This is a genomic window from Bradyrhizobium sp. UFLA05-125, from assembly GCF_059803515.1.
Window position 1 is genome coordinate 67,362 of sequence record NZ_JBANBJ010000017.1, and the last position, 17,675, is coordinate 85,036.

Below are 17,675 nucleotides of genomic sequence, written 5' to 3' on the forward strand. Positions count from 1 at the left end.
TAGTTTCGCGCAGGAAATCGTTTAGGAATTCGGCTAATAGTGACGCATATTGCGGCATGACGGTAAGGGGAGGCTGGCTAATGGCCGAGAGCACAAAACCCATCGAGTACTCGCCGAGCTGGACCTTCTTCGACGGCAAGTGGCACGAAGGCAACGTGCCGATCATGGGACCGCGTACGCATGGCGCCTGGCTCGGCTCGGTCGTGTTCGACGGCGCTCGCGCCTTCGAAGGCGTCGCGCCCGATCTCGATCGCCACGTCGCCCGCGCCAATCAATCCGCGATCAATTTTGGCCTCAAGCCGGTGGTCGACACCGAGACCTGGATGACGCTCGCGCGCGAAGGCATTGCGCGCTTCGCGCCGAAGGCCGAGCTCTACATTCGTCCGATGTATTGGGCGCAGAACGGCTCGGGTGGCGGCGTGCTGTTCGATCCAGACACGACCAATTGGTGCCTGTGCATCTACGAGGCGCCGATGCCAAAGCCGATCGGCAACGCGATCACGCTTTCGCCGTTCCGCAGGCCGACTGCGGAATGCGCGCCGGTCGAGGCGAAGGCGGCCTGCCTCTATCCGAACAATTCGCGCGCGCTCGCCGAGGCCGCCTCCCGCGGCTTCCAAAACGCGCTGATGCTCGACATGCTCGGCAATGTCGCGGAGTTCGGCAATTCCAACGTGTTCATGGCGAAAGACGGCGTGGTCTACACGCCCGCGCCAAACGGCACGTTTTTGAACGGCATCACGCGCCAGCGCGTGATCGGCCTCTTGCGTGCCGACGGTGCCACCGTGGTCGAAAAGACCTTGTGTTATGCCGATTTTCTCGCCGCCGACGAAATCTTCTCGAGCGGCAATTTCGCCAAGGTGGCTCCCGTCATTCGCATCGACGAGCGCGAGCTGCAGCCGGGCCCGTTCTACACCAAAGCGCGCAAGCTCTATTGGGACTTCGCGCACGCCGTGAAGCTCGCGGCGTAGGGCTGCTCACCCGCGTCTGCGAAAACGGCTGAACTGAAACGCCTGCGTCGAATTCCAGGGCGTGCGATGGACGTCGTGACGCGTCTCCAGCAGCGCGAAATCTGGCCCGAGCTCCGCGGCAAGACTGTTGCCGTCATAGCGCTGCACCGGCAGGCCGCTGCATTTCTCTGGACCGTCGAGTGCGAAGGTGCCGATGATGACGTGACCGCTCTCGCGCACCGCCGATCGCATGCGACCGATATACGCCGCCCGATCGGAAGGCCCAGTCAGGAAATGAAACGCCGCGCGGTCGTGCCAGACGTCGTACGAACGTGCGGGCTGCCATGTCGTGACGTCGGCAACGATCCAGTCGATATCAGCTGCGGCAAGTCCGATCCGCGCCTTTGCAGCGTCGAGCGCATGGGCGGAGACATCGAGCACCGCAATGGAGCGATAGCCGTCCTCCAACAGCACATCGGCCAGCCGCGATGTGCCGCCGCCGACATCGATGATGGCGGCGCCATGGCCTGGACTCGCGGCGCGGATCATTTGAAGCGAGATCGCCGGGCTCTCCTGGAACCAACTCACCTCGGTCTCGCCCTTGGTCGTGTAGACCATTTCCCAATGCGTGCTGCGCTCGGACATGGTGGCGGCTCCCGTGATCCCGAGAGCTTACCACGTCGGTCGTGCCATTGGCCGTGAAAAGCGCGAACTCGCCACACCCTCAGCTGTTATCGCCCGGCTTGACCGGGCACTCCGAGACGCCAATGAGGTACGGAAAAGCCGCGGCGTACTGGGCCGGGGCATGACAGCCGAAAGGATAGTTCTCGCATTAATCGCGAGGCTACGGCCCGTACAGCACGAGCTCCGTGTCCGTGAGGTCGGCCAGTTGCGGCCGGTGCGAGCCCTTGAAGTATTTGCGGCCGCGCCGCTCGGTATAGACGCCGGTGAGGCCGGGAATGGGGCCGTTGGAATCGACGATGACCGAGATCTTACCGAGCCGCAGCAACAGGCGGCCGATGCGGCCGGCGCAGGTGACGAATTCGGTGACGCTGCGGCAATAGATCAGTTGCATCGCAGGTGGCGCGATCCAGCCGCGGCGGATGCGCACTGGCTGCAGGATGAAGGGGAACACGCCCTTCGGCGTGCGGACCACGAGGCTCAGGCAGTTGTAGCGCGCATGGCGCGTCAAAAGCTCGGTCTCGGCTTCGCCGAGGCCCTCGATCTGCTTGGCGTGCGGTGCGATCACCTCGATCCTGGTCCAGCGCGGCACGCGCGACAGCACCGGCACCGAAAAGAACAGGCCGCGGCAATACGCCCTAAATCCCTGCGTCTCGATGATCGGCCAGGTCCACACCGCCGGGCTGATGTTGAGATAAGTCACGTCCTTGTGACGCTGCGCGATCTTGGTCAGCAGCGGTGCGTAGTTGCGGAACGCCGGCTCGACGTACCAGCTCGACAGGTTGCAATGGATGGCGGTGGTCTCGCCATCCTTGCGCGCCGTATAGATCAGAAGCAGCACCCCGACCGGCATGCCGTCATTGTCGAGCATGTAGCCGAAGCGCGGATAGCCCTCGGGCACCGGCCGGAACGCCTGCCGGCGTAGGCCCTGGATCCAGTAGTCGCGCGAGCGGCCGACGAAGCCGCGCGTCAGCAGGTCCGCGATGGCATCGACATCGGACTCTGTGATCTCGCGGCATCGGACCTTGGTATGGATCACGCTCGTCTTGCCCGTAGAAATGGTCGGCCTCGTCGCTTAGCGCCAGCCTTCGACATGGGCGTCAGTCGCCACGTGCGGCGACAGGCCCAGGATGTCCCGCACCTTGGCGGGCCAGGTGGAAAGATCGGTGCCGTGAGTGTGGAACATCGCGACGGCGAGGCGATCCATTCCGAAGGCGACGCAGCCCGTGTGGGCGGGCTCGCCACTGGCGTCCTGGATGCCCCAGGTCGTGCCGAAGTGCTCGCGATGATAGTTGAAGCTCATGCAGGCTGTCGGTTGCTCCTCCGAGCGCAGCGGAATGAGCAGCTCGAATTTGAGCTGTTGCTGCTTCTGGCTCACGGCCTTCATCTGGCCGACGCGGCCGAAGAAAGGGTCGCTGGCATAGTCGACGCGGAAGGTGAGGCCGAGATCGCGGGCGATCGCCTGCGCGCGCACCATCCAGCGCTCGCGGAAATCAGCGACGTCGTCAGGGCTGCCGATGCAGACATATTCGCGCATCCGGAACGATTGCAACCGGTCGAGATGACGCGACGGCTCGCGGCGGAAGCAGTCTGCGGCAACGTCGAAGCGCAAGCCACCCTTCGGCAGCTGTCCGCGGCTCGCTGCGATCGGATAGACGGGATAGCAGGCCGCCGGCGACAGCACGAGATCGGCGGGCGACAGCGACGTGGTCCAGTCGCCGCCGGCATCGAAGCGGCTCACCGCGGCATTGATCTCGCGCTCGGTGCCATGCAGGCCGCAGACGCAGCCGAGCAGGTTCGGGAAGCTCTTGAGGTAACCGGATTTTTCCAGCTGCGCCCGGCTCATGACAGGCGGAAATCGCATGACCTCGGTGCCGGTCTCACGGTGCCCTGTGATCAGCGCAGCCAGCTGCTCCACGACATCCTCATAGAGTGCCGTGCGGGCATAGACGCCGTCCGAACCCATGCGATGGAACAGCACATCGGTGAGATGATCGAGCGGATCAACAGCTTGCGGCGCGGCGTCGGGCGAGGTCGGGAGAACGGCAACGTTCATGGCCAAGACTTCCTGTTATCTGCAATTCTTCTTGTTGGTCGTGCAGGCGCGTCAGCTTCGAAGGGATGTTAGTCGCGAAGGCTCGCCGGCACGCCGCTCATCAAGGTCGAGGTCGCCGCGTTGGCGAGGATGCGGTCGTTGTTGATCATGATTGGCGCGGACAGAACGTCGCGTAAGTGGCGGCCCATGGTGAAGTCGCCGTCGTTGCGGTAGCCGGCAAGGCCGGTCGTGCGCATCGCGTGCATCACGGTTTCGACCGCAAGCTCGGAGGCTTGCACCTTGAGGAGCGTGATCGAGGACTGGAAGTCGAGCGAGCCGAGCGTGCGCTCGTCATGCTCATGATGGGCGAAGGTGTCGATATTGGAGGCGATCAGTGCGCGGAGCTTTGCCAGCGACATCTTCGCAGCAGTGAAATGGGCGGCTGCCGGTGGCATCTGCCCGCCGGAGGCGCGCGCCGCCTTGCGGACGAACGCCTGCGCGCGCGTCACGGCGGCAGCGGCAACGCCGGCCCAGGCCGACGACCAGCACAGATGCGCGAACGGCGTCATCGTCTGTGCGTGGATCTTGTCGTAGGATTCCGGGAAGACGCGGTCGGCGGGGCAGTCGACCCTCAGCTCGAAGCCGGTCGAACAGGTACCACGCATGCCGAGAGTTTCCCAGCCCAGCGTCCGCTTCAGCGAATAATCGTCCTTGGCGAGCGCTAGCAACACCTGGTCGGAGGCTGCCGCATCGCCCGCGCGGCGCGCGATGGTGACGAGGCCGTCGGCCTCGGCGCCGTAGGAGATCACGGTGGCGTCGCGCGTCAGCGCGATGATGTCGCCTTCATGATCGACCGCAGCCGCGCTCGCGCGGATGTTGCCGCCGTTCTGGCCTTCGGTGGTGGAAGAGGCGAGCAGCCACTGGTCGCGGCCGACCCGGCGCATCATGGTTTCCATCCAGGGAATGCCGTGGCCGTGCCGGATAACGCAGGCGACCTTGGTCGTATGCATCGCATAGATCATTGCGGTCGAAGCGCAAGCGCGCCCGAGCGTGTAGCAGATGTCGGTGACGTCGTAGATCGAAGCGCCAAAGCCGCCGAATTCGACGGGGATCGTCACGCCGAGCAGTTTCTGCTCGCGTGCCGCGTCGAATGCCTTGTGGGGAAAGCGGCCATCACGATCGACGCCCTCGGCTTCGCCGGCTGCCACCGTCGCCACGCGTGCGGTGCGCTCGACCAGCGAGGGACTGTGCTCGAGAAAGCTTGCCTGGGTGTCATCGATGGGTTGAAGGGCCGCTTCACGCACGTTCATGCTGGTTCGCCTCCGTTTAGTCGTTCGAGATCGGCACGGTTGCGCCTTGCCGATCATCCGACCATGTTTGCTTGGCCCGGAGGCTACGGATTTAATTCAAATTCGTCGACGAAATTGAAGGTAAACGAGGCCTAATTCGGAACGAGCAGTTAAGACCTGGTTTTTTGCGCCATCCGACTTTCCGAGATCGCGTTAATGATGAAAGAAAGCCACGAGTTTTAGTCAATCTGAGTCATCGTTTACTAAGAAACGCGAGTTAAGAGTCGCGCCCATTGCGGGACCGGCCCGTTGTGCCCATCGTAGACGGTAGTCTCGACCTTATCAGAGCATGGGATATTGCAGATGCAAGCGTTCGATACCGACGTGCGGGCTCGCATCATCAAGCTGGTGAAGGGCATCCTCGAACAGAACTCGCTCGCTGCGGACGTCACGCCAGGTGCGCGCCTCGTCGATATCGGCCTGACCTCGATGGACATGGTCAACCTGATGCTCGGCGTGGAAGCCGAATTCGACTTCACGATTCCGCAGTCCGAAATCACGCCAGAGAATTTCCAGTCGGTCGATACGCTGCATCGGATGGTGGCGAACCAGTTGCAGCCCGTGAAGGCGGCATAGCAAAAAAATGCTACTGCTTCCCCAAGGTCGTCCCGGCGAACGCCGGGACCACAGGAAGTGGTTTGGCGAAGACTCGTCGTTCGGTACTCTTATCATCCGCCATTGACAGATTCCGCGGTATGGGTCCCGGCCTTCGCCGGGACGACATTGAGCGTGTGGCGCTCGCTTGCGATCCACTCTCAAGGACGATCCGCCCCACCAACCCCCGTTCCAAATCCGTCTCAAAACTGGCATAGCTTAACCACGTTGCACATCGCGGACGGGGTGAAGCAGGCATGACGCAGGCGGTATTGGGCATCATCGGCGGATCCGGCATTTACGACCTGCCAGGGCTCGAGGGCGCGCACGAAGAGGTGATCAGGAGCCCCTGGGGCGAGCCGTCGGCGCCGGTCAGGCGCGGCACCATCGCCGGTCTGCCGATCGTGTTCCTGCCGCGGCATGACAAGGGTCACCGCCTGTCGCCCTCCGACATCAACTATCGCGCCAATATCGACGTCCTGAAGCGCGCCGGCGTTACCGATCTGGTGTCGCTCTCGGCCTGCGGTTCCTTCAAGGAGGAACTGCCGCCCGGCACCTTCGTGCTCGTCGATCAGTTCGTCGATCGCACCCACAAGCGCGAGAGCTCGTTCTTCGGCAAGGGCTGCGTCGCGCATGTGTCGATGGCGCATCCGGTCTCGCCGCGGCTGCGTATCCATCTCGCCGCCGCCGCCGAAGCCGAAGGCATCGCAATCGCACGCGGTGGTACCTATGTCTGCATGGAGGGACCGCAATTTTCGACGCTTGCGGAAAGCATGACCTACAAGACGCTGGGTTGTTCCGTAATCGGCATGACCAACATGCCCGAGGCCAAGCTCGCCCGCGAGGCGGAGATCTGCTACGCCACCGTCGCCATGGTGACGGACTTCGATTGCTGGCATCCGGATCACAGCGCCGTCACGGTGCAGGACATCATCCGCGTGCTGACGTCGAACGCTGACAAGGCCAAGGCGCTGGTGGCGCGGCTGGCGAAGGATTTTCCGCGCGAGCATGAGCCGTGCCCGATCGGCTCGGACCGCGCGCTGGACACCGCGCTCATCACCGCGCCCGAAGCGCGCGATCCGGAGCTTCTCAGCAAGCTCGATGCCGTGGCGGGGCGCGTGCTGCGCGCATAAGACGAAAGGCGGAACGCCATGAAGGTCGACGGCAAGCATTATCGCAGCATCTGGCGCGAGCGCGACGGCTGGTCGGTCGGAGCCATCGACCAGCGCCGGCTGCCGCACGAATTCGTCATCGCGCGCCTCACCACGAGCGCGGAAGCGGCTGACGCCATCCGCACCATGCTGGTGCGTGGTGCGCCGCTGATCGGCGCCACGGCCGCGTTCGGCATGGCCCTCGCCATGCGCGAGGACAGTTCCGATGCCGGCTTGAAGCGCGCCTACGAGACGTTGGTGGTGGCGCGCCCCACGGCCATCAATCTCAAATGGGCACTCGACGAGATGCGCGCGACGCTCGCGCCGATCGATCCCCTGGAGCGCGCCGAAGCGGCTTACGCGCGTGCCGACGAAATTCTGGAGCAGGACGTCGAGATCAACCGGGGCATTGCCCGCAATGGTCTGGAGCTGATCGAGGCGATCGCCGCGAAGAAGAAGTCGGGCGAGACCATCAACGTGCTGACCCACTGCAATGCCGGCTGGCTTGCCACCGTCGACTGGGGCACCGCGACAGCGCCGATCTATCTGGCGCATGATCGCGGCATCAGGATCCATGTCTGGGTCGACGAGACGCGACCGCGCAACCAGGGCGCCTCGCTGACCGCCTGGGAACTCGGGCATCACGGGGTGCCGCACACGGTGATCCCCGACAACACCGGCGGGCATTTGATGCAGCACGGCATGGTCGATCTCGCGATCGTCGGCACCGACCGCGTCGCGGCCAATGGCGACGTCTGCAACAAGATCGGAACTTACCTGAAGGCGCTCGCCGCGCACGACAACAACGTGCCGTTCTACGTCGCGCTGCCTTCGCCGACGATCGATTTTGCGGTCAATGACGGCATCCGCGACATCCCGATCGAGCAGCGCAGCGCCGTGGAGGTCACCGACATGACCGGCCGCACCGCCGACGGGCGGCTCGAGACGGTGCGGATCGTGCCCGAGGGCTCGCCGGTTGCCAACTACGCCTTCGATGTGACGCCGGCGCGGTTGGTAACAGGCTTGATCACGGAGCGTGGCGTGCTGAAGCCGGATCGCGTCGCACTTGCGGCTGCGTTTCCTGAGCGCATCGCCGCGGCGGCGGAGTAGTTCTATTCTCGTAGGGTGGGCAAAGGCGCATCGCGCCGTGCCCACCACTTTTCTCGATGTGATTAAAAGTGGTGGGCACGCTTCGCTTTGCCCACCCTACGGCCCGTCGATCCGGCTACCCGAGCTTCAGCCCCGTGGCTGCCTCGAGCTCCGCAATCGCCTGTGGGCCGCTCACGACCTTGATCGTCGTCATCCCCATCTCGCGCGCGGGCTTCAGGTTGACGCCGAGGTCGTCGAGATAGACGCAGGCGCCCGGATCGACCTTCAGCGCCTCGACCATCATCCGGTAGATCCGCGGATCCGGCTTGCGCAGGCCGATCTTGGCGGATTCGATGACGTGATCGAACAACGCCATCACCTCGGCGACATAGAGTGTGCGGCCGGTCATGCTGCCAATGGCATTGGCGGGGAGATTGTTGGTGATGCAGCCGGTCTTGAAATGCGCCTTGATCCGCTTCAACGCCTCGACCATCTCGGGCCGCAAATTGCCTTGCAACAGCGGCAGCACGTCGCGACCGCGCACTTCCGCGCCCAGCGCGAGCGATTCCGCTGCGAACAGCCGGTCAAAAGTTTCGACGTCGACCTCGGCGCGTTCGAACTTCGCCCAGGCGTTTTCCAGATGATTGGCGGCGTTGGTGCGCCGGATGATGTCGGCCGGCAGGCCACGCTCCTGTTCGAAGCGTGTGAAGGCCTCGAAGGGCGAGCTCGTCAACACACCGCCAAAGTCAAAAATCACAGCGCCGATCGTCACCGTCCTGCCCTCGTCGATATCAGGTGAAAACCGCTAGCACGCTGCCGCCACAACGGCCAGCACGAACGATCTCTCGGCAAGTGTCTCTTGGCTAATGGCGTCCCAGCGGCTACCACACTCGCCCATGAACAAGACGTCGATCCTGCTCGCAGCAGTGGCGCTGCTCTTCACCGCGCCCACCCACGCCATCGTCGGCGGCGGCACGCCGCAGTCCGAAGGCGTTGCGCGTTCCATCGTCACGATCGTCGGATCGCGCGGCAATTTCTGCACCGGAAGCTTGATCGCAGCGAGGCTGGTGCTCACCGCAGCACACTGCGTGCAGCCGGGCGCGGACTACAAGATCCTCGACTATGGCGCCGACGGCAAACCGCAATTGCAGAATGTGCGTGCGGTCGCGATCCATCCGAGCTTCAACATGCAGGCCATGCTGGCACATCGTGCGACCGCCGATGTGGCGTTGCTGCAACTCGAAATTCCACTCAAAGGAAAATCAACATCGCAGATCGGCGCGCCGCAAATTCCGATCGTGGTCGGCGGCCGCTTCACCATCGCAGGCGTCGGCGTCACCGTGCCCGGCGACGGCAAGAGCAGTGGCGTGACTCGCGTTGCGGGCCTCGTCGTGACAGGCCAGCCGGGTACGCTGCAAATGAGGCTCGTGGACCCCGTGACCAACGGCGTTCGCACCGGAATCGGCGCCTGCACCGGCGATTCCGGCGGTCCCGCGTTCGAGGACAAGCCCAACGGCCCCGTCGTCGTCGGCGTCATCAGCTGGTCGACGGGACCGAATGGCAGCGCGGGCTGCGGCGGTTTGACCGGCGTCACGCCGCTCACGCTCTATCGAGACTGGATTCTGCAGACAGCGCGGAGCTGGGGTGCGGCGCTGTGATTTGATTGCGATTTGATCTATGTCATTTTGAAGCGGAAGCGCGATGGGCAACCATGAACCCGTCGCGGAGGAAACGCGTCGCCTGATCAAGGGCGGCCTCAAAAAGGCAAAGAATCAACAATGAATGTCGCTGTCCGTAGTCAGCCCACCACACAGCAAGCCACTGAACATTTCGATGTCCTGATCGTCGGCGCCGGGATATCCGGTATCGGCAGCGCCTATCATCTGACGAAGCAACTTCCTGGTACGAGCTTCGTCGTATTGGAAACGAAAGACAGCTTTGGCGGCACCTGGATCACGCATCGCTATCCCGGCATCCGCTCCGACAGCGATCTCCACACCTTCGGCTACCGCTTCAAGCCCTGGGTGGGGCCGCCGATCGCGACTGCCGACGAGATCCTCGCCTACATGAACGACGTGATCGAGGAGAACGATCTCGGCAAGCACATTCGCTACAAGCACAAGATCAATTCGGCGCGCTGGTCGAGCGACATCAATCTCTGGACCATCGAGGCGGTGACGACCGACACCGGCGAGACAAGAACCTTCACCGCGAATTTCCTCTGGATGTGCCAGGGCTATTATCGCCATTCCGAAGGTTACACGCCGGAATGGAAGGGCATGGACAGGTTCAAGGGCCGCATCGTCCATCCGCAGACCCGGCCGGATGATCTCGATCTCACAGGCAAGAAGGTCGTGGTGATCGGTTCGGGTGCAACGGCCGCGACGCTGCTGCCGAACATTGCCGACAAATGCGCGCATGCCACCATGCTTCAGCGCTCGCCAACCTATTTCCGCATCGGCCGCAACGCCATCGAGATCGCCGAGGAGTTGCGCAGGCTCCAGGTGGATGAGGAATGGATCCACGAAATCGTGCGGCGGAAGATCCTGTTCGAGCAGGATGCATTCACAAAGCTCTGCGTGGCGAAGCCCGAGCAGGTGAAGAAGGAGCTGATTGGGCAGATCTCCGCGATCCTCGGTCCGGACTACGACGTGGAGACGCATTTCACGCCGACATATCGGCCGTGGCGGCAGCGCATCGCCTTCGTTCCCGATGCCGATCTGTTCAAGGGCATCGCCAGCGGTAAGGCCTCGGTGGTCACCGACGAGATCGAATGCTTCGTCGAGAACGGTATCCAGCTCAAATCCGGCAAGCTGCTCGAGGCCGACGTCATTGTGACCGCGACTGGCTTCAATCTGGCATCGCTCGGTGACATCGCCTTCGAGATCGACGGAAAACCGCTCGCCTTCGGCGACACCGTCACCTATCGCGGCATGATGTTCACGGGCGTGCCGAACATGGTCTGGGTGTTCGGCTATTTCCGTGCCAGCTGGACGCTGCGCGTCGATCTCGTAGCCGATTTCGTCTGCCGGCTTCTCGGCCATATGAAGGAGAAGGGCGCCAAGAGGCTCGAGGTCAAGCTGCGGCCCGAAGACCACAACATGCCGATCCTGCCCTGGATCGATCCGGAAAACTTCAACCCCGGCTACATGATGCGCAACATGGACTTGCTGCCGAAGCGCGGCGACAAGCCGGAATGGCAGCACAGCCAGGACTACTGGACCGAGAAGGACGAGATTCCGAAGACGGATCTGGATGACAAGGCGTTCGTGTACGGGTGAGGTATCCCGCGATAGCGCCACACGTTCCGATGTCGCCCCGCCGTGAGCGAGGATCCACTACCAGGGAGATGTTGTGCGGGGGACTCCTGCGGCAACCGGCCGCGGGCTGGCCTTCGCGGCCGGCATAGCGTGCGCGGGATGATAACCGCAACCTCGCGAAGCGTGGCGTGGTTGCAACAACCGCGCTTGAATCTGTTCGGGTTGTACGGGAATCGGCCGATTCCGTGGGGCACGTAGTTTCACGCAGGGACCCCATCGCCTAATTTCCCGTCGGCGCTGCTGGGAGCGCTGGGGATGTGGGGCGTTGGGGGTGGAGTTTCGGTCGCCATTGAGCAGGCGCGACGGGTCGTGGCACGTTGCCACAGCCCTTCGACCGATCGTCTGGGTCATTCTGGCCTTGAGTGGTGTTGTTGTGCCGGCTCCTGTCAGCGCTCAGCAATTCTTCAATGGATCACAGACCACGCCGAATGGCGCCGTCAACGGCGGCGGCGGCGTGTGGGATACGACCACGACCAACTGGACTAACGATCCCGGCACGGTGAGCTCCGTCTACGATCCATCCGCGCTGACCACGACGGTCTTCGGCGCTTCGGGCACCTCTACGCCAGCCACGGGCGGCACGGTGACGGTCACGTCCGCCGGCGTGCAGCTCACGGGCAGCGTCGTGTTCGATCTTACCGGCGACCTCTCGATCTACACCATCCAGGGCGGCGACCTCCGGCTCGCCGCAGGCGGAACGACAATCAGCGTCGCCGATCTTACCGGCTCGACCGATCCGTCGGCGGTGATCGCCTCGCGTATCGTCGGCAGCGGCGGTCTGAACGTCCAGGGGCCGGGCGTGCTCGCATTGACAGGAGCCAATACCTATACCGGCGGCACCTTCATCTGCTCCTGCGCAACGCTTCAGCTCGGGGACGCCACCAACACCGGCAGCATCGTCGGTGCGGTTACCAATGATGGCTTCTTCAACATCGTCAACGCCAACACCTCAGGCATCACCTCGATCCTGAATGACGGCGCGGCGACGACCACGTTCTTCAATGCGACCAGCGCCAGTTCGATTGCGATCACCAATCTCAACGGTGGCGAAACGTTCTTCGGCTCGTTTGGGGGAACCGATACCGCAACCGCTGCCAACGCGACCATCGTCAACGATGGCGGCGGCACGATCTTCCTTGCTCAGACCACCGCGGGCTCGGCGAAGATCACCAACCAGAACGGCGGTGGCACTCTCTTTCTCGAGCAGTCCTCGGCGGGCTCCGCCACCATCGTGAACGCGAATTTCGGAGCTACTGTCTTCGGCCAGCCGTCCGGAACCGATACGGCGACCGCCGGCAATGCCACGATTACCAACGAAGCAACTGGCCTGACCCGGTTCGGCGCCTTCTCCACCGCCGGTAACGCCACGATCATCACCAAGGATGGCGGCGAAACGGATTTTTACGACAACTCCACCGGCGGCAATGCGCGCTTCATCACCACCGGAACCGGCATCGTCGACTTTGGCGGCAGCATCGGTCCCAATGGCGATGGCCGCATCACCGCCGGCTCGATCGAGGGAAGCGGCAACTACTACATTGGCGGTGGCAACACACTCGTCGTCGGGGGGAACAATCTCTCGACCGAGGTGAGCGGCGTCATCGGCGACTACAATCCCTGCGGCTGCGGTCCGACCGGCTCCGGCAACCTGGAAAAGGTCGGCAGCGGAAAGCTGATCCTCTCGGGCACCAATACCTACACCGGCACCACCACCGTGAATGGCGGTGTACTGGAAATCGACGGCGTGAACTCCCAGTCGAGCCTGACCACCGTAAACACGGGCGGCGCGCTGTCCGGCTTCGGCATTGTCGGCAACACCATGATCGCCTCTGGTGGCATCTTTGCGCCCGGCGACGGCGTACCGGGCTCGAGCATGCTGGTTCAGGGCAACCTCGCCTTCCAGTCCGGCGCGCTCTACCTCGTGCAGATCGGGAGTGGCATCAGTTCGAGCCTTGCCAACGTGCTCGGCAATGTCACCTTGAACGGCACTGTCGGTGTCTCGCTATATCCGGGCAGCTCGGTGTTATCGCAATACGAGATCATGCAGTTTACGGGCACCGCCACCGGCAACTTTACCGGAGTCGCCGCGCCGGGTGGCCTCATCGGTACGACCAACGTGGTCGGCGGCATCGTCTATCTCAATTTCACGCTCGACTATGGAGCCAAGTACGGCCTCAACGTCAATCAGAAGAACGTCGCTACTACGCTGCAAAACTTCTTCAACGCCAATGGCGGCGTGCCGGCCGTCTTCGCGGGCCTCGGTCCCAATGGCCTGACCCAGGCTTCGGGTGAGCCGGCAACGGGTTCGCAGCAGGCCACGTTCAATGCGATGAGCTTGTTTCTCAACCTCCTGACCGATCCGTTCTCGGCTGGACGCAATGGTGGTGCACCAGGCGCGACGCCCTTTGCCGAAGAGCCTGGCGCGAGCGCCTACTCATCGAGCGGCAAGGCCACGGATAGGAGCGCGCGCGATGCGTTCGCTTTGATCTACCGCAAGGCGCCGCAGGCTGATTTCGAGCAGCGCTGGAATGCGTGGGCAGCGGGCTTTGGAGGTTCACAGGCCACGGATGGCAACGCTGCGCTCGGCTCCAGCAACACGACGAGCAACGTGTACGGCACGACAGTCGGCCTCGACTATCGCTTCTCGCCATCAACGCTCGCCGGCTTCGCGCTCGCCGGTGGCGCCACCGGCTTCAACGTCAACGGGCTCGGCTGGGGACATTCCGATCTGTTCCAGGCAGGTGCCTTCATTCGTCACACGTCGGGGCCTGCCTACGTCACGGCTGCGCTGGCCTATGGCTGGCAGGACGTCACCACCAATCGCATCGTCACGGCCGCGGGCTTCGATCAATTGCAAGCCCGGTTCAACGCCAACGCATTCTCGGGGCGCATCGAAGGCGGTTATCGTTACGTGACGCCCTGGATGGGCGTGACGCCCTATGCCGCGCTTCAGGCGACCAACTTCAATCTGCCGAACTACACCGAAGCCGCGGCCGTCGGCAGTAACGCCTTTGCGCTCATCTATGCTGCCAAGAGTGTTACCGATACCCGGACCGAGCTCGGCTTTCGTACCGACAAATCCTTTGCGGCCTATGGCGGCGTCGTCACGCTGCGCGGCCGTCTCGCCTGGGCGCATGATTTCAATTCGGACCGCACCATTGGTGCCGTGTTTCAGAGCCTGCCGGGCTCGGCCTTTGTCGTGAATGGTGCGGCACTCTCGCGTGACTCCGCGTTGACCACGGCCTCGGCCGAGATGAGCTGGCTGAACGGCTGGTCCGCGGCGGCAACCTTCGAAGGCGATCTCTCCAGCCTCACCCGGTCCTATGCCGGCAAGGGCGTCGTGCGTCACGCCTGGTAGGCAAATCGCCGCTTCTACTGTGTGGGCCTGCGCGGCGGACGAGGGGCCACCGGCGTGCCGGCCATCTTGTTGGCGGCATCGCTGATGTCGAGGAGGGTGCGGCGGCCGTCCTCGATGAAGCTCGCCGACTTCTTCTTCATGGTATCGGCGAGCTCGCGCAGCCCCTTCACCTTCTCGAACAGTTCGTCGGCCTTGCCGTCGGCGAAGCCGGGCACCACGTTCTCGATCTTGGTGACCGCATTGTCGAAGCTCGCGAAGCCCTTGTCGATCTTGCCCATCACGGCGTCGATCTCTTCGCCCTTGCCCTTGAGGTCGGCGGTATAATCTTCGAACGTGCGCAGGCCGTCCTTGATCGCGGCCGAGTTGCTCACGATCATGCGGTCGACATTGTGCAGGGTCTCGACGATCGATTCGGCGTCACTGAGATCGGCAGTCAGCACGGGAATGCCGTCTTCGTCCAGCGGCACGGGCGGCGCCGAGGGCGCGCCGCCGATCAGCGAGATCGCGGCGATGCCGGTCAGGCCCTGGAACTCGATGCCGGCCACGGTGTCCTTGCGGATCGGGGCCGCATTGTCGAGCAAGACGAGGGCGACGATCTTGCGGGGATTGTCGAGCTTGATCGAGACGATCTGGCCGGCCGGTACACCGTCGAAATTCACCGGGCCGCCCCGGCGCAGGCCGCTGGCCGAGCCACCTTCGAACACGACACGCAGCTGGCTGCGGCTCTGGGCCGCGTGGTATTTCTGCACGCCAAGCAGGCCGCCGAACGCGATGGCGATCGCCAGCAGCGTTACGGTTCCGATCATCAGATTGCTTCTGCGCGCCATAGTCCGTTCCGGCTCGCGCCCCGCCGCCAGAGAAAGCGGAGTCGCGCGCAGATTTTATGGGCAAAGCGCGGCCAGTGGAAGCCGATCAATGCGCGGCCGCGCGTCGGGCGGCGGCGTTGTTGAGGACGATCAGTGCGTCTACGGCGACACCGGTTCTGGCGTTGATCAGGAACGGGTTGACGTCGATCGAGGCGATCCGGTCGCCGGCGTCCGCGATCAGGTTGGAGAGGCCGACCAGGGCCTTCACGGCGGAGGCCTCATCCAGCTTCGGCTTGCCGCGATAGCCGCGCATTTTGACACCGGCCTTGGTGCGGCCAATCAACTGCCGTGCCTCGACCGCATTGAGCGGCGCGCCGGCCAAGGCGACGTCCTTCATCAGTTCGATGTCGACGCCGCCGGTGCCGAACAGCACTACTGGCCCCATCTCGGCGTCGAGCGAGGCGCCGACCACGAGCTCGAGATCGGCCTTGACCTGCTGTGCGATCAGGATGCCGTCGTGCCTGGGCTTGCCCTTAAGCTTCTTGACCCGCGCGGTGATGTCGTTGAACGCCTGCTTCACCTCGGTCGCGCTATTGAGGTTGAGAACCACGCCGCCGATGTCGGACTTGTGCAGGATTTCGGCGCTGACGACCTTGGCGACCACGGGGAAGCCGATCTGCCTGGCGATCTTCACGGCCTCGGCCGGCGTCTGCACGATTCCTTCCTTGGAGATGGGGATGCCGTAGGCCTTCAACAGCCTCTTCGATGCGACCTCGTCGAGCGCGGCGCCGTTCGCCGTCTTCAGCGTCTTCTCCAGCAAGGCCCGCGCCGCGGGCTTCGAGCTTGCGACGACATCAGGCACTTCCTTGGCGAGCCTTGCGTAGTCGAGCAGCGACTTGATCGCGGTCACGGCACGGTCGAGGCCCTGCATCACCGCGATAAGCGGTAGCGATTTCCGCAAGGCTTTTGTGAACTCGGTGAAGCCGATCGACATGGCGCTGATGTAGATCACCGGTTTTGCAGCTCGGCTCGCCATCTCGTTGACGATGCGCAAGTTGCGCTCGCGCAGCTCATGCGGCGCCTTCGGCAGCTCGGCATCGATGATGACGATGTCGATATCGGGATCGTCGATCATCAGCTTGATCGATCTCATGTAGACGGAGGGGTCGACCACCGCGGCAAAGCCGGCGTCGAGCGGATTGCCGACGATCGAGCCGGGACCCAGCATTTTTGCGAGGTCGCCGCTGACATGCGGGCTCAGCGGTGCAAAGTCGAGCCCCGCCGCGTAGAAGGCATCGATCAGGAGCCCGCGCTTGCCGCCCGAGAGCGTTACCGCCGCAAGCCGATTACCTTTCGGCACAACGGCGTGCGCGAAACATTCGGTGGTCTCGATCAGCTCGTCGAGACCGCGGACGCGGATCACGCCTTCGCGCGTTGCGATCGCGTCAAAGGTTTCGATCGATCCCGCAAGCGCGCCGGTATGTGCCATCGCCGCAGCCCGGCCGCCCTCGGAGGCACCGAGCTTCAGCGCGATGACCGGCTTGCTGGCTGCACGCGCCGCTTTGCAGGCGTCACGAAACGCCTTGGTGTTGCGTACGCCCTCGAGATAGACGACGATCACGCGGATGCTCGGATCCTCGGCGAAATAGCGCATGAGGTCCGGCGTCTCGAGTCCGGCCTCGTTGCCCGTTGTCACCATGTAGCCGACACCGACGCCGCGATCCTCCAGCGCCTGGCGGATCGCCATCACGATGGCCCCGGATTGTCCGGCGATCGCCACTGCGCCCTGTTCCATGGTGACGACGCGGTCGTCGATATTGGTGAAGAGGTTTTCGCCGGCGCTCAAGTTTCCGAGGCAGTTCGGTCCGGTGACGGCGAGGCCGGTCTCGCGGATCGCCTGCTGCAATTCGGTTGCGAGTTTCTGGCTCTCTTCATCCTGCAGCTCGCTGAAGCCCGAGGTGACGATGGTGGCCGAGCGTGCGCCAGCCGCGGCGGCATCGCGGATCACCTGCACGGCGAAGCGCGCCGGCACCAGCACCAGCACGTGATCGGGCTTTTCGGGGAGGCTTGAAAAATCCTTGTAGCAGGTCACGCCCCAGATCGTTTCGCGCTTCGCGTTGATTGGAAACAGCGAGCCTGCGAATCGGTACCTGATCAGGTTGTTCCAGATGCGCTCGGCATAGTTGCCGGGCTTGTCGGTGGCGCCGACCAGCACGATGTTGCGCGGATGCAGCATCGCGTGGATGCCCTTCACGACGTCGCTGGCATCCGGAGCTGGAGACCATGGCAGGGCGGTCGCAGCGGTTACCTTCGCTTCCATGGTTCCTCACCTTTTTCTTCTTGGC

The 17,675-nt window shown here is 63.5% G+C and carries 14 protein-coding genes; 7 read left to right on the plus strand and 7 right to left on the minus strand.

The window, feature by feature from the left end; genetic code table 11:
• Positions 1 to 80 precede the first annotated feature (80 nt).
• Complete coding sequence (locus SO156_RS17655; protein ID WP_458146054.1) at positions 81 to 968, plus strand: branched-chain amino acid aminotransferase; 888 nt, start codon at positions 81 to 83, stop codon at positions 966 to 968.
• A gap of 6 nt (positions 969 to 974) precedes the next feature.
• Here the strand turns inward: SO156_RS17655 and SO156_RS17660 are convergent, their stop codons facing one another.
• The 4 genes from SO156_RS17660 to SO156_RS17675 all read right to left on the minus strand — a co-directional run bounded on the left by SO156_RS17660 (position 975) and on the right by SO156_RS17675 (position 4,973).
• Complete coding sequence (locus SO156_RS17660; protein ID WP_498535680.1) at positions 975 to 1,592, minus strand: class I SAM-dependent methyltransferase; 618 nt, start codon at positions 1,590 to 1,592, stop codon at positions 975 to 977.
• 199 nt (positions 1,593 to 1,791) lie between these two features.
• On the minus strand, positions 1,792 to 2,667 hold the full coding sequence (locus SO156_RS17665) for an acyl-CoA acyltransferase (protein WP_458146052.1): 876 nt from the start codon (positions 2,665 to 2,667) through the stop codon (positions 1,792 to 1,794).
• Positions 2,668 to 2,703: 36 nt separating this feature from the next.
• Positions 2,704 to 3,684, minus strand: a complete 981-nt coding sequence (locus SO156_RS17670) for an amino acid--[acyl-carrier-protein] ligase (protein ID WP_498535681.1) — start codon at positions 3,682 to 3,684, stop codon at positions 2,704 to 2,706.
• Between the two features lie 68 nt (positions 3,685 to 3,752).
• Complete coding sequence (locus SO156_RS17675) at positions 3,753 to 4,973, minus strand: acyl-CoA dehydrogenase family protein (protein WP_498535682.1); 1,221 nt, start codon at positions 4,971 to 4,973, stop codon at positions 3,753 to 3,755.
• A 342-nt stretch (positions 4,974 to 5,315) separates the two neighbouring features.
• Here SO156_RS17675 and SO156_RS17680 point away from each other — a divergent pair, with 342 nt between their 5' ends.
• The 3 genes from SO156_RS17680 to mtnA all read left to right on the plus strand — a co-directional run bounded on the left by SO156_RS17680 (position 5,316) and on the right by mtnA (position 7,867).
• On the plus strand, positions 5,316 to 5,588 hold the full coding sequence (locus SO156_RS17680) for a phosphopantetheine-binding protein (protein ID WP_498535683.1): 273 nt from the start codon (positions 5,316 to 5,318) through the stop codon (positions 5,586 to 5,588).
• 275 nt (positions 5,589 to 5,863) lie between these two features.
• On the plus strand, positions 5,864 to 6,739 hold the full coding sequence (locus SO156_RS17685; RefSeq protein ID WP_458146048.1) for an S-methyl-5'-thioadenosine phosphorylase: 876 nt from the start codon (positions 5,864 to 5,866) through the stop codon (positions 6,737 to 6,739).
• 18 nt (positions 6,740 to 6,757) lie between these two features.
• Positions 6,758 to 7,867 (plus strand): S-methyl-5-thioribose-1-phosphate isomerase, encoded by a 1,110-nt coding sequence (gene mtnA, locus SO156_RS17690; protein WP_498535684.1) that lies wholly within the window; start codon positions 6,758 to 6,760, stop codon positions 7,865 to 7,867.
• A 115-nt stretch (positions 7,868 to 7,982) separates the two neighbouring features.
• Here mtnA and SO156_RS17695 read toward each other — a convergent pair whose 3' ends face one another.
• Positions 7,983 to 8,618, minus strand: a complete 636-nt coding sequence (locus tag SO156_RS17695; RefSeq protein ID WP_498535685.1) for an HAD-IA family hydrolase — start codon at positions 8,616 to 8,618, stop codon at positions 7,983 to 7,985.
• Positions 8,619 to 8,742: 124 nt separating this feature from the next.
• Here SO156_RS17695 and SO156_RS17700 point away from each other — a divergent pair, with 124 nt between their 5' ends.
• The 3 genes from SO156_RS17700 (at position 8,743) to SO156_RS17710 (ending at position 14,524) form a co-directional block, all read left to right on the plus strand.
• Entirely contained in the window at positions 8,743 to 9,504 is a 762-nt protein-coding gene (locus tag SO156_RS17700; RefSeq protein ID WP_458146045.1) for a S1 family peptidase, read from the plus strand.
• A gap of 120 nt (positions 9,505 to 9,624) precedes the next feature.
• The gene (locus tag SO156_RS17705; RefSeq protein WP_498535686.1) at positions 9,625 to 11,127 is read left to right on the plus strand and encodes a flavin-containing monooxygenase; all 1,503 of its coding nucleotides are present in this window, start codon (positions 9,625 to 9,627) and stop codon (positions 11,125 to 11,127) included.
• Between the two features lie 328 nt (positions 11,128 to 11,455).
• Positions 11,456 to 14,524 carry an autotransporter outer membrane beta-barrel domain-containing protein gene (locus SO156_RS17710; protein ID WP_498535687.1) on the plus strand — a complete coding sequence of 1,023 codons (3,069 nt, stop codon included), beginning with the start codon at positions 11,456 to 11,458 and terminating at the stop codon, positions 14,522 to 14,524.
• 14 nt (positions 14,525 to 14,538) lie between these two features.
• On the opposite strand, the gene SO156_RS17715 is transcribed toward SO156_RS17710, so the two are convergent.
• Positions 14,539 to 15,351, minus strand: coding sequence for an MlaD family protein (locus tag SO156_RS17715; protein WP_458146042.1), 813 nt, complete (start codon positions 15,349 to 15,351; stop codon positions 14,539 to 14,541).
• 85 nt (positions 15,352 to 15,436) lie between these two features.
• Positions 15,437 to 17,650 carry an acetate--CoA ligase family protein gene (locus tag SO156_RS17720; RefSeq protein ID WP_498535688.1) on the minus strand — a complete coding sequence of 738 codons (2,214 nt, stop codon included), beginning with the start codon at positions 17,648 to 17,650 and terminating at the stop codon, positions 15,437 to 15,439.
• Positions 17,651 to 17,675 lie beyond the last annotated feature (25 nt).

Coding starts and splice junctions, on each gene's coding strand:
- mtnA (WP_498535684.1), top strand. CDS start 6,758: ATGAAGGTCGACGGCAAGCATTATCGCAGCATCTGGCGCGAGCGCGAC.
- SO156_RS17685 (WP_458146048.1), top strand. CDS start 5,864: ATGACGCAGGCGGTATTGGGCATCATCGGCGGATCCGGCATTTACGAC.
- SO156_RS17670 (WP_498535681.1), bottom strand. CDS start 3,684: ATGAACGTTGCCGTTCTCCCGACCTCGCCCGACGCCGCGCCGCAAGCT.
- SO156_RS17720 (WP_498535688.1), bottom strand. CDS start 17,650: ATGGAAGCGAAGGTAACCGCTGCGACCGCCCTGCCATGGTCTCCAGCT.
- SO156_RS17700 (WP_458146045.1), top strand. CDS start 8,743: ATGAACAAGACGTCGATCCTGCTCGCAGCAGTGGCGCTGCTCTTCACC.
- SO156_RS17705 (WP_498535686.1), top strand. CDS start 9,625: ATGAATGTCGCTGTCCGTAGTCAGCCCACCACACAGCAAGCCACTGAA.
- SO156_RS17675 (WP_498535682.1), bottom strand. CDS start 4,973: ATGAACGTGCGTGAAGCGGCCCTTCAACCCATCGATGACACCCAGGCA.
- SO156_RS17660 (WP_498535680.1), bottom strand. CDS start 1,592: ATGTCCGAGCGCAGCACGCATTGGGAAATGGTCTACACGACCAAGGGC.
- SO156_RS17715 (WP_458146042.1), bottom strand. CDS start 15,351: ATGGCGCGCAGAAGCAATCTGATGATCGGAACCGTAACGCTGCTGGCG.
- SO156_RS17680 (WP_498535683.1), top strand. CDS start 5,316: ATGCAAGCGTTCGATACCGACGTGCGGGCTCGCATCATCAAGCTGGTG.
- SO156_RS17655 (WP_458146054.1), top strand. CDS start 81: ATGGCCGAGAGCACAAAACCCATCGAGTACTCGCCGAGCTGGACCTTC.